At 58.5% G+C, this 12,589-nt stretch carries 8 protein-coding genes and 1 tRNA gene; 4 read left to right on the top strand and 5 right to left on the bottom strand.

The features are described from left to right. Positions 1-285: 285 nt before the first annotated feature. From B5525_RS11000 to rplU, 4 genes are all read right to left on the bottom strand, one after another. Positions 286-1,515, bottom strand: coding sequence for an ABC transporter substrate-binding protein (locus tag B5525_RS11000; protein ID WP_079566027.1), 1,230 nt, complete (start codon positions 1,513-1,515; stop codon positions 286-288). Between the two features lie 1,305 nt (positions 1,516-2,820). Further along, on the bottom strand, positions 2,821-3,417 hold the full coding sequence (locus B5525_RS11005; RefSeq protein ID WP_079566028.1) for a GNAT family N-acetyltransferase: 597 nt from the start codon (positions 3,415-3,417) through the stop codon (positions 2,821-2,823). 137 nt (positions 3,418-3,554) lie between these two features. Further along, entirely contained in the window at positions 3,555-3,827 is a 273-nt protein-coding gene (gene rpmA / locus B5525_RS11010) for a 50S ribosomal protein L27 (RefSeq protein ID WP_079566029.1), read from the bottom strand. 71 nt (positions 3,828-3,898) lie between these two features. After that, positions 3,899-4,411, bottom strand: a complete 513-nt coding sequence (rplU, locus tag B5525_RS11015; RefSeq protein ID WP_079566030.1) for a 50S ribosomal protein L21 — start codon at positions 4,409-4,411, stop codon at positions 3,899-3,901. Positions 4,412-4,767: 356 nt separating this feature from the next. On the opposite strand from rplU, the gene B5525_RS11020 reads away from it, so the two are divergent. The 3 genes from B5525_RS11020 to B5525_RS11030 all read left to right on the top strand — a co-directional run bounded on the left by B5525_RS11020 (position 4,768) and on the right by B5525_RS11030 (position 9,176). Further along, positions 4,768-5,874 carry an ROK family protein gene (locus B5525_RS11020; protein WP_079566031.1) on the top strand — a complete coding sequence of 369 codons (1,107 nt, stop codon included), beginning with the start codon at positions 4,768-4,770 and terminating at the stop codon, positions 5,872-5,874. A 298-nt stretch (positions 5,875-6,172) separates the two neighbouring features. Continuing rightward, a tRNA-Ser gene (locus tag B5525_RS11025) sits at positions 6,173-6,262 on the top strand. 412 nt (positions 6,263-6,674) lie between these two features. Continuing rightward, on the top strand, positions 6,675-9,176 hold the full coding sequence (locus B5525_RS11030; RefSeq protein ID WP_079566032.1) for a TOTE conflict system archaeo-eukaryotic primase domain-containing protein: 2,502 nt from the start codon (positions 6,675-6,677) through the stop codon (positions 9,174-9,176). 524 nt (positions 9,177-9,700) lie between these two features. On the opposite strand, the gene B5525_RS11035 is transcribed toward B5525_RS11030, so the two are convergent. Further along, on the bottom strand, positions 9,701-10,759 hold the full coding sequence (locus B5525_RS11035; protein ID WP_079566033.1) for a class I SAM-dependent methyltransferase: 1,059 nt from the start codon (positions 10,757-10,759) through the stop codon (positions 9,701-9,703). A gap of 1,257 nt (positions 10,760-12,016) precedes the next feature. On the opposite strand from B5525_RS11035, the gene B5525_RS11050 reads away from it, so the two are divergent. Then, positions 12,017-12,535, top strand: a complete 519-nt coding sequence (locus B5525_RS11050) for a hypothetical protein (protein WP_079566035.1) — start codon at positions 12,017-12,019, stop codon at positions 12,533-12,535. The last annotated feature ends 54 nt before the right edge of the window (positions 12,536-12,589 follow it).

The raw sequence follows: 12,589 nt of genomic DNA on the forward strand, positions 1-12,589 counted from the left end.
AAAACTCGACCCGGTGGTCGAGGGTAGCACTCAGGGTGCTCGCCGTTCTCCTTGCAGAAATTATCGTTCCCGGTAGTCGACGAGTATGAAACAGTTCACAAGATATCGGCAAAGCGCTCCCCGTATCCGCAGTTTATGGACTTCGCGGGGAATGATCCGGTCGTAACCCTAGTCAACAGCCGCCCCCCAGGAGCTCCGGGGATCATCGTTACGATTTCCATCCACGCCGCGGCCCGATGCTCGGCGCGATGAACTCTCGCCGCTTCGTTCGATCATCTCTCATGCCTATTCGCCGACTTCGGTAGTGATGACATCGCCGAACAATTCCCAACGCTCGCCCTTGAATGTCCTGAGCTGAAATTGCTTGATTGGAGCGAAGTCAGTTGCGCTGGTGTTGATCGTGATGCCGGGCAACACCCCTTCCAGCTGCAGACCCTTGATGCTCGCGGCCTGCTTCATGATATTTTCGCGGGTAAGATCATCGCCGCATGCCTGTAGTACATGGATCATCGTCTGCGCATAATTGTAGCCGATTACTACAGATGAGTCTTCGCGGTTACCTTCCGGAAAATATTTCGCCAGAAATGCATCGAAGTGCTTGATTCCGACGTCATCGTTCCACTGCGGATCCGTCGGATCCTTGTTGTAAGCGGTCGAGATGATGTTTTGTCCGTTTTCAATACCTGCGGGCCTCATGACGGCCCCGGTAGATGAGCCAACGCTGTTGAGAATGAACAGCGGTTTCCAACCCAATTCAGCTACTTTCTTGATCGACTGCGCTGCGAATTTCGGTGTCGTGATGCTAATGAAAATATCTGCACCCTCCGACTTGAGCGCCACGACGTGCGAGTCAATGGTAGGGGTGGCGGTTTCGTAGCTTTCCTCTCCGACAATCATCGAAGCCGCCTTGGCGCCCAGACCGTCCCGGATACCTTTGACGTAATCTTTTCCGTAGTCGTCGTTCTGATAAAGGATACCGATCTTGCCGGTCGGCCTTTCCTTCAAAATGTACTGTGCATAAATGCGACCCTCGCTCTGGTAATTGGGTATCCAGCCCATCGTCCAAGGAAAATGTTTCGGATCGTTCCACTTTGTCGCACCAGTCGAAACAAACAGCTGAGGCACCTTCTTCTCGTTCATATACTTTTGAATCGCCGAGTTGGACGGCGTACCGAGAGGATTGAAAATGAACAGCACTTCGTCGCTTTCAACCAGTTTGCGGGCTTGTTCAACCGCCTTCGGCGGGCTGTAGGCGTCATCATACGAGATGAAATTAATTTTGCGACCGTTGATGCCACCCTCCGCATTTATCTTCTTGAAGTACGCAGCCTCGGTCTTACCGATGACGCCGTAAGCGGAAGCTGGTCCGCTATAAGGCATGATGTTGCCGATCTTAATTTCAGTATCTGTCGCACCAGTGTCGTATTTCTTCTGGGCAATTGCGCCGGTGCTGGTTGCTGCCAACAAAATAATGGTTGCCGACAGTATCTGTAATCGATCACGAAAAGCTGGCATGATAGACCTCCCTGAAAAAGTAATTCGCGCAATAATTGTCGCATGCCCGTGCGCACGATGGGTGCTCGCTGAGAGACCGGCGCAAAAGGACTGTCGGTATTATTGAGAGTGCGATGCCCGCCGACGGCATTCTCCGCTGCCCATCCACCTCGAACGGAGACGTCGGCACGTCCCGTCTCGAAGAGCAGCTCTAAGCAACACTACATTATCCCCCGCCCATCCAAAAGACCTCATGTTGGCCCGGGGTGCGGCACATAGTTCGGTCAAAATCAGTGACCCAATGCCCGTTCTGGGTCATTCGCGTCACTTTGATCGGGCGCATGTGACTTCCGGTCTACCCCCGAAGAACGGACATCGCCGGACCGACCGGGTTATTCCGGTTCGTGCCAGAAGCGGGCATGTTGGCTCATCGGGACTATCTCAATCCAAATCGATTGGTGACCCGTCGGGCAAATCACTTCGTTCGGCGCGCGACGGCCTGTCCAGCCCTCTTTGCAAAAATATTCTGGTTTTCCGAAAGACCAAATCAGTTCTATATGCGCATCGTCCCGTCCCACAGAGGGGCGGCTCGCGATCGTCACGGACGCGGGACGGGATGCAGTGGACGCGAGGGCGCTCTTGACGAACGGCGCTGACGCGGACGGCAAAATCGTGTGGTCCTGACGCCTCGACGCCGGCGTCAAGCCCGGGAGAAACAAGCTTCTCAGGGATGACGGTGACAAAAAAGCCCGATCGCCGGGGAGAGTACGACATAAGCCGTAAAACCATTGCGCGGGGAATGCGGGGTGTTTCCCGGTGTGACCTGACAACGCGTGTGCGTTCTACCACACTCATTGCACACGCGGCTATCGGGCGCATCGGACGCCCGGCATTCCCTGCGCCCTCCGATCGGAGAGGGCGGAATGAATGACAAAACCTCGCGCGAAACATGCGGCGAGATCGCGGAGCCATGCACGGTGATCTCCCCTCCCTCCACGCGCCCTCGCGCGTGGCGGGAAGGGGGTGGGGGGTGTCTCGGCAGACTCGCTGCCGGAAGAGCAAGCCGATAGACCCCCCACCCCCCGACCCCTCCCCACCGCTTCGCGGGGGGAGGGGAGGAGTTGTTCGCGATGGCAGGCTGTTTGAAAATTGAATCCGTAGCACAGCTCCTGCTGTCATCATCCGAAAGCGGATGATCCAGTATCCAGAGACATCTGGAATTGAGCCGACGCGCCGCGGCGTACTGGGTCCCCGCTTTCGCGGGGACGACGGCAGCTACGTTCGCGGGCAGTTTTGTTCGCGGAAAGACGCGGTGGCGCTCAGTCGCTACCGCCCGCGCCGTGTCGAGCTGCCCCAGTTCTTCAGCGACGACCACACGCCGCGCGAAAGCCGGAAGCAATCGACCGGGGTCGATGAGCCCAGCGCCTCGAAGCGGTGCAGTTCGACGCCGCTCCACTGGAAGCCGCATTTCTCCAGGATGTTGCGCGACGACGGGTTGGTGACGCGTGCGCCTGCGACCAGGTGCTCGGCATCGAACTCCTCGAAGGTGAAATCGATCACCGCGCGTGCGGCTTCAGTGCCGAAACCCTGGCCCCAATACTCGACGCCGAGCCAGAAGCCGAGTTCCGGCGCGTCCGGCTGGCGCCAGTCGACGCCGACCATGCCGATCGGCGAAAAATTGTTTTCGATCAGGAATACGGTGCCGCGATTGTCGCCTGCGGTCGCGCGAACGAATTCGATCGCGTGGTCCTGGCCATAGGGATGCGGCAGGCGGCGGCTATTTTCCGCAATGCGGCGATCGTCGGCGAGACGCGCGATCGCTTTTACGTCCGCGAGCGTCGGCCTGCGCAGCAGCAGCCGTTCGGTCTCGAGGACGCAAGGACTTGCCTCGCGCAACGTAGGGGTCGGGATATCCTGCAGCATGTCGGGCTCCTGTATGCGAAAACAAAAAGCAACTCTGAACACGCACAACAAAAAAGGGAGGCCGGTTTCCCGCCTCCCCTGGAGCCTTCTCGCTCCGCCGGTTCAACAGGACCCGGCGGACTCATGTTGTCCACCGTTTACTCGGCCGCGGCTTCCGTCATCGGAACAACCGACACGAAAGTGCGGCCGTTGGCTTTTGCACGAAACTCGACATGGCCTTCGACCTTCGCGAAGAGAGTATGGTCGGTGCCCATGCCGACATTAAGGCCGGGATGCCAGGTGGTGCCGCGCTGACGTGCAATGATGTTGCCGGGAATGACGTGCTCGCCGCCATAGGCCTTGATCCCGAGCCGCTTGCCCGCTGAATCACGCCCGTTTCGCGATGAACCGCCTGCTTTTTTGTGAGCCATAGCCCGTCTCCAAACTTCGCCGAATCTTTAAATCAATTCCTTGACGGAATCATTTCACTTTTTATCACGCTTCACTTTTTATCACTTTTAGCCTTGGCGGCAGGCTTCTTCGCCGCCGCTGGCTTGGCGCGCGGTTTTGTCGCGGCCTTGGCAACAGCCTTCTTCGGCGCTGCCTTTTTCTTCGCGACCGTCGGCGCCTCGTCGTCGCCGTCCAGCGGCGCCGGAGCCACCGGCTTCTCCCGTTTCGGACGTGGTCCGATCGAGGGCGTCGCGCTATCGGTCAGGATCTCGGTGATGCGGAGCACCGTGATCTCGTCGCGATATCCGCGCTTGCGGCGCGAATTCTTGCGGCGGCGCTTCTTGAACGCGATCACCTTGGGGCCGCGCTTGTGCTGCAGCACTTCGGCCGCAACGGAAGCGCCTGCCACCGTGGGCGCACCAAGTACCGGCTGGTCGCCGCCGACCAGCAAAACTTCGCCAAGCTGCACGATCGTCCCGACATCGCCGGCGATCTTGCCTATCTCGAGCACATCATCCGGAACGACGCGGTATTGCCGGCCGCCGGTTTTGATGACTGCGAACATCGTTTTATTCCTTCGTGTTCGATCCCGGCCTCGGAACGGGTCCGGGCCGGCTTTTTCTTCAGTCGTTATGGGTTCATCGCGACGATCAGATCGTCGCGAATTTCCGCGCGATCGGGGAGCGATCCCTTAAATCCGCGCAAAAACAAGCGGCGCGAGGAATTTCCCGCGCCGGGTGCGGGGACTTATAGCCGGGAAGCGGCCTGAGTCAAGGAAAACTGCCCCAAAAACCGGCCAAATCTGAAGGATTTGGCGCATTTCTGGCCCGATCGGCCGGTTTCGGGCGAGGCTAACCTTGCCAGTGAAACCAATGGGTTCCCGCGCCGTTGTCCCGCCGGCTCCCACCGGGCAAGGGCAAAATGGCGGACGATGTAATAACGAGAACGGGCATCGCCCGCCACGGCGCCACCCGGCTGCCGTCGGTGGACGTGGACAGCTTCAATATCGAGCTGAAGGACGACGACGGCTTTCTCGGCGACCGCGCCAGCAAGCGCGCGTTCCGCAAGATCCTGGACAGCTTGCGCCAGCCGCTGAAGGGAAATGGCGACGATCCGCTCGGCAAGAAGGCCTCGGCGGATCTGGGCAAGAGCGAACTCGATGAGGCCTTGCTTGGCGAGGACGTCGGCGCCGCCGCGCTGGTGCATGGCGCGATCGAGGAGTTTGCCCAAGAGCTTAGCCATGTGACGCAGCGCTTCCTCAAAACCAAGGCCTGGGCCGATACCGAACGCATCGTGGTCGGCGGTGGCTTTCGCGAAAGCCGGGTCGGCGAACTCGCGATCGCGCGCACCGATGCGCTTCTCAAGGCCGGGGATTTCAAGGTCGATTTGGTGCCGATCCGCTATCACCCCGATGACGCCGGCCTGGTCGGCTGTCTGCATCTGGCGCCGTCGTGGATCTTCGAGGCCCATGACAGCATTCTTGCGGTCGATATTGGCGGGACCAATATCCGCTGCGGCGTGGTCGAAACCCGCTGGAAAAAGGCCCCCGATCTGTCGAAGGCCGCGGTCTGGAAATCCGAACTGTGGCGGCATGCCGACGACGAGCCGACGCGGGAAGGCGCGGTCAAGCGGCTGGTGAAGATGCTGAAGGGCCTTATTGCGGCCGCGGAAGCCGAAGGCCTCAAGCTCGCGCCCTTCATCGGGATCGCCTGTCCTGGCGTGATCAACGAAGATGGCTCGATCGAGAAGGGCGCGCAGAACCTGCCGGGCAATTGGGAAAGCAGCAAATTCAATCTGCCGGCGAGCCTGGTCGAGGCGATCCCCGAGATCGGCGATCACGACACCGCGGTGCTGATGCATAATGACGGCGTGGCGCAGGGGCTTTGCGAGGTTCCATTCATGCAGGACGTGGAGCGCTGGGGAGTGCTGACGATTGGCACGGGGTTAGGCAATGCGCGCTTCACCAACCGCCGCAAGGAAAAGGATAAAGGCAAGGACGAGAAGAAGGACAACAAGAGCAAGGATTAAGGTTGGGCGGACGGGTAACCTTGACTGGTTAGGTTAAGACCGGGATTGCGTTGCCGATTGTGGGCGGATCGCTACCGTCCAATCGTCGCTCGGGCTGGCCGGCGAAGCCGCACTTCACGGCCGCAATTTCAATGATGCGACACGGGACCGCCGGTTTTTATCGCGTCTGGCGGTCCCACCCTTGTCTGCAGCGGCTGCCGAACCGGGAATTTCCCCTCTCCGGCGCCTTGTCTGCCCCGCCATCCTCGCCTAGAACTCCGCCCGACCGCGGGCGCGAGAATCGCCCGTTATGGCGCCCGGAGAGGTGGCAGAGTGGTCGAATGCACCGCACTCGAAATGCGGCATAGGTGCAAGCCTATCGGGGGTTCGAATCCCTCCCTCTCCGCCAGTAAGTCTTTGATATAATTATATAAAATATATCTCGCGAAATTGCGCGGACACTTCCGCGGGTTAGTGCAGATACCTGCGGTAGTTGGCCACTGAGAGAGCGAATTGGTCGTTCTTTTCGCGATGAATGGAGGTCGTTTCTCATAACGCGACTTTGCCAGTGGCCTTCTCTGCAATTGATGGCGTCAATGACGGCGCGATCTTGTATATCGCGCGGCCTTTTTGATTTCTCCATACCGGCGTTGGGCCCTTTAACGCTCTATCTCGACTGGATTCTGCAGACTGCGCGACAGTGGGGCGCTGCATTCTCAAATCTTCGGTCAATTCGAGCGCAACCACACTTGCGCAGCGCCGAGCGCAGTAGAATTTGTTAAGCTGCTGACAGAGAACGCGCGCATTCGCCAAACTCGACCATGACGCAAACGGACATCAGAATTACCGACCTCATGACGCGGCTCACTGCGCTGGAACGCGAGCGAGCGGCGATCGTAGCCGAGATCGAGACGCTGCGATCGGCAGCGAGTGAGCAGGCCGCTGCGATCAAAGTTATCCCTTCGGAAAAAGCCGGCGATCTCGTCGATCGGAATTCGACAATCGAAAGCAAGATTGCCCTGTTCCGACGGCTTTTCCGCGGCCGTTCGGATGTCTTCCCTATCCGTTGGGAGAATCGCAAGTCGGGGCGCAGCGGCTACGCACCCGCCTGTGCGAATGAATGGCAGCGCGGGATTTGCGAAAAGCCGAAAGTCAAATGTTCGGCATGTCCAAATCAGGCATTCTTGGTCGTAGATGACGTGTCAATGGAACGTCATCTACGCGGGACCGACGCGAATGGCGCCCCGTTTGTTATGGGGGTCTATCCGATGCTTGCGGATAATACCTGTTCGTTCCTGGCCGCGGATTTCGACGAAGGGGAATGGCGAAGAGATGTCTTCGCTTTTAGGGAGACCTGCCAGCGTCACGCAATTCCTGTTGCCATTGAGCGGTCGCGGTCCGGAAACGGTGCCCACGCCTGGATCTTTTTCAAGGAGCCAATACCGGCAGCGTCGGCGCGCCGTCTTGGGGCATTCCTTATCACCGACACGATGGAACGTGTCCCCGATATCGGATTCGGATCCTACGATCGGTTTTTTCCGAGCCAGGATTCGATGCCGGCGGGTGGGTTCGGTAATTTGATTGCATTGCCGCTCCAGGGGCTTGCGCGCAGCTCTGGCAACAGCGTGTTCATCGACGAGTCTTGTTCGCCATATCTGGATCAGTGGACCTTCCTGTCCGCGGTTGATCCTATAGCGCGAGCGAAGGTGGATCATCTTATCGAGGAAGCAAGTGCATCTGGAAAAATTCTTGGCGTGCGTATCCCTCTCGTCGACGAAGACGAAGAACCGTGGCTTGCCCCGCCGTCGCGCCGACAGCCGCCACCAGCAATCGACGGGCCCTTGCCAAGTGCGATCACCGTCGTACAGGCGGACCAGATCTACATCCCGCGTCATGCGCTACCACCGTCGCTGATCGCCCGCCTTATTCGCCTCGCTGCGTTCCAGAATCCCGAATTCTATGCCGCACAAGCAATGCGCCGATCGACCCATGACAAGCCTCGGATCATCTCTTGTGCAGAGTTGACTAGCCATCACGTTGCTCTACCTCGGGGGTGCTCCGACGCCGTCTGCGATCTCCTCGCGTCACTTGGAATTGCAGTAACCATCGAAGATTGCCGCACCACCGGAGCGCCGATCCCATTCGCATTCACCGGCTCACTACGTCCCGATCAGAAACCCGCGATCGCAGCCCTGTTGCCGCACGATACAGGCGTGCTTGCGGCAACGACGGCATTCGGCAAGACGGTCTTAGCCATCCGGATGATCGCCGAACGCGGGTTGAATACGTTGATCCTCGTTCACCGCCGTCAACTGATGGATCAATGGATTGAGCGGCTCACGGCGTTCTCAAACCTGCCGCGCGATGCGATCGGCATAATAGGCGGTGGTCGTCGTAAGCCGAAGGGTCAGGTTGATGTCGCCCTGATCCAGAGCCTTGTTCGCAAAGGAGAAGTTGACGATATCGTCGGAAATTATGGACATCTCGTGGTCGACGAATGCCACCATCTGTCGGCCGTGAGCTTCGAAATGGTCGCGCGCCGCAGCAAGGCCCGTTACATCCTCGGCCTGTCAGCAACAGTGACGCGGAAAGACGGACATCACCCGATCATCGTTATGCAATGCGGTCCTGTCCGCCATCGCGTAGATGCGCGATCCGAGGCCGCCAAACGCCCATTTGATCACGTGGTGCGGATCAGGGACACCAGCTTCCAACTCCAAGCCACGTTGAACGCCTCTTCCCCTTCCATCCAGGATGTTTTCAAGGCAATGGTCGCCGATGAAGCGCGCAACGGTTTGATATTTGATGATGTCTTGCATGCACTCGAAGCAGGACGGTCACCTGTCGTGATCACCGAGCGGACCGCCCACTTGGAGATCCTTGCAAAGCGTCTCGAGCGTTTCGCGAGGCATGTGATCGTGCTGCGCGGTGGGCAAAGCGAGAAGCAACGCAGCGATATCGCCGCGCGTCTAGCCGCGATTCCCCCGACCGAGGAACGCGTCATAGTCGCGACCGGGCGCTATCTCGGCGAGGGTTTCGATGATTCCCGTCTCGATACTCTTTTCCTTACTATGCCCATAGCGTGGAAAGGTACACTTGCCCAGTATGCCGGCCGGTTGCACCGTCTCCACGACTCCAAGCGCGAGGTGATCATCTACGACTATGTCGACATGAACGTGCCGGTTCTGGCCCGAATGGCCGCAAAACGACGCGTCGGATATCAAGCAATCGGCTATAGGATTCTTGCTACCGGTGATTTGCTTTCCGGTCAGTCGGTCGCATCAGAGGCATCCGGTGAGGCGCCCGCAACTTTCTCCGTTTGAGGCGAATTATGTGGGATATTTTCGGACATCAATTTCGGGTCGGAGGGCCTAGGCGGACGGGTCGACACGCTCGCCCAACGCGCAGACCTTGCCCGCAATTGTCAGTGCCGGCCCGATTCGGCCGACATCCCCACTGGTGAGAGAGCGGTGCGCCGCGAGCTTCTGCACCTTTTGCGGGATTTCTCTCAGTGGGCCATTTTGCGGCACATGAGCGGAAATTCAGCCGACATTTCAAAAGGATATTTTGAGAAGCCTATCGGGAGTTTGAATCCCCTCTGGTCCGCCAGTAAGTCTCTGATATTACAATAGAAAATGTAACTGACTCAATTGTGCCGTCGCTTCCGCGGGTTAGCGCCCGCAGTTACGCGAGTAGGCCACCGAAAGAGCGAATTCCTCGCCCTTTGCACGTTCAGTGTCGGTCGTTTCTCAGAAGGCGACTTTGCCAGTGGCTTTCTCTGCGAATGATGGTGGTGATTAGAAGACGTTCCAGCGTACGCGCCGCGCTAGCTATCGTAGCGCCTTGATCAGGGCCGCGCTTCGAGCACCATGTTAAAGGGCGTTTCGGCGGCGCGACGGAACCGGGTGAAGCCGCCGGCGCTCACCACTTGCCGCAGTTTGACCTCACCCGCTTGCGCCCCGAGACCAAGCCCAACCTCCTGCGCCAGCGACGCGGGCGTGCAGATCATGGTGGAGGCTGCGTAATACATCCGTCCGACGGGATTGAGGTTTGCTGCAAGATGATCATGCGCGAACGGCTCCACAATCATCCAGGTGCCGTCTGGCTTCAGCGTCTCGCGCACGTGCGCGGACGCACCGACCGGGTCCCCCATGTCGTGCAGACAGTCGAAGAATGCGACGAGATCGTAACTCCCGGGATAGGTCTTGGCCTGCGCCACCTCGAAGCTGGTGTTGGCAGCGACGCCGGCGTCCGCGGCCGCCTTGCGCGCGCGATCAATCGAAGCCCCGTGATAGTCGAAACCGGTAAAATGCGATTTCGGGAAGGCCTTGGCCATCACCACCGTCGAGGCGCCATGGCCGCAGCCGACGTCGGCCACCCGCGCGCCCTGCTTGAGCTTGTCGACCACGCCATCCAGCGCGGGGAGCCAGGATGAAACGAGATTGGCATTGTAGCCCGGACGGAAGAAGCGCTCGGTGCCGCGGAACAAGCAAGCGCTGTGGTCATGCCATGCCAAACCCTTGCCGGTGCGGAACGCTTCCGCCACCTTTGGCTCATCGAGCCAAAACGCCGAGACCGCCTCGAAGGCGCCGGCCATGAAGGCCGGACTGTCTTCGTCGGCAAACACGGTGGCCTGCTCGGCGTTGAGATAAAAGGAATCCTCATCTCTGTCATACCCGACGTATCCGGCCGCGGCCTGGGCTGCGAGCCATTCGCGCACGTTGCGCTCGTGGGTTCCAGTCCGCCGCGCGAGTTCAGCGGCGGTCATTCTATCGCCGGACTGCATTGCCTTGTAGAAACCAAGCCGATCGCCCAGCACAACCAGGGCACCGGTGGCGACGCTGCCCAAGTCGCCGACCATCTTGCTGAGAAATGCGTCGAGTTTGTTTTGATCCGGCTGCTGCATGGCGCTCTCCCAAAGGTTCACGTCGAGAAACCGTCGTCCGTTTCGTGGTCACCCCTGAAAACACCCATCTTGCAAGCCAGAATCGACGGGCAACCTTCGTCGTTTTCGCGCGGTTACCGCCGCAGTGATGCACTGGAGAAACGGCGCAAGTTGATGGAGGCGTGGGCGAGCTACGTGAGCGGGTTACCGGCAATGTTGTGCAGATCAGGAATCGAAAAAGGCCCTGACTTTGGCTAGATCTTCAGGTGTTGAACGGTGGCACCCCGCTTGATTGCCTAAGGCTCAACTTGGAATTACGCTGCCGAACGGAGTTCGGGAGCCTTGGATTCTGTGGTGTTGCATTCTTTGAAGTGTGAAGCGATTTCCGCTTCGGCGAGATGCTCCCACTTCTGTGCTTCGATTAAATATTTCCAGCTATGTACAGGGTCGAACGCTGCGAACTGACGGCACAGAGAACCCATGGCCCGGTAATGTCGAACGTTTTCCATTGCAACCCCCGCCCGCTTCATATCCACAGCTTATTCTGCCTTTTTCGTCAGAGTCATTATGATTATGCGAAAGAACTATTTTTGGCTGGGGGGGCAATGTTTCGAACTTCCCGGGGGAAATCACGGAGACCGTGCTGGCGATGTCATCGGAGACAAGGCCGAACAGGCTTACAGGCGGGGCGATGCATTGGAGAAGCGCCGGAAGTTAATGATCGTGCTGCGCGGTGGGCAAAGCGAGAAGCAACGCAGCGATATCGCCACGCGTCTGTCCTTCTGTGCCAATTGTCGCATCGTTGTGAGATCTTACCCTATGACGCAGACCGACAGGGCCTTGATCGAAACCCACGGCCCGAACGCCGGGCTTAGAAGCAGTCTTCGTCGTTTGCGGCCTGAGTAGCAAGCGAGGACGGTGTTACCTCGCCGGAACGGGCTACCAAGTTCGTGGGAAGGAGCGGAGATCACGGAAATTCGCCCTTGAACAAACCGGCATCGAGCCTGTCGAGGGCACCGGACTATCTCAACGATGGTAAGGACCTGTTTCCGACTCACTGGGCCGAATTGCCTGAGCCACCCAAGTGATGCCAAGTACCTATGGCGTACCTAAGGCCGCTAGTGATTTCGGAATTCGTAACCTATGTATTTGGTTGGCGCTGCGTCAGTCATCGCTGAATCTTCAATGCCCGGAGGGCTTCATTGCGTTCGGGATGAAGAGCCAGCGCCTGAGGATTGAAATTGCACTGATCCGAAACCTGCTACCCCGGGTCCAATCATGTCCGGTGCCCTTGACCTAACCGAGCCCCGCCATCTTCTGACGAAGCTGTCGTACGAAATCGATACGCTCGCAGCAGACCCCCGCAACAGCTATGCGGCAATCAACGCTCTCCGCGACGCCTATCATTTGCGTGAATGGATTTGGCACGGCCGCTTGAAGAAGAACCCTGGGCTCCAAGCTCAGATCACGGGACGGGAGACCAAGGGGGCGGTTGCGGAAAGAGAATGTAAATGGAAGGAGTACGTCAACAGAAAATGTCAGAATTTTTCTCTCATCCAAGAACTATGCAACGGTTCAAAACACTTCAGGCCTAAGGCTTCGGACGAAGTGCAGGCCACTCATCACGCTGGATACGGTAGCCCTCTTTTTGCCTATGGCGCTGGGGTTCTCGGTTATGGCGTCGACGGCCTTTTCGTGCAGGTCAAAGCCGGGCACATCGTTTCAGTGACCCATCTCCTCGAATCCGCCCATGATTTCTGGATAAAGCTGTTTGAGCGGTCCCCACAACTAGGTTGACGTGAACCTTACGCGAGAGGCATCTGTCAGTGAAGGCGATTGTGTTGTCTGCGG

Source organism: Bradyrhizobium erythrophlei (assembly GCF_900129505.1).
GTDB lineage: Bacteria > Pseudomonadota > Alphaproteobacteria > Rhizobiales > Xanthobacteraceae > Bradyrhizobium > Bradyrhizobium erythrophlei_D.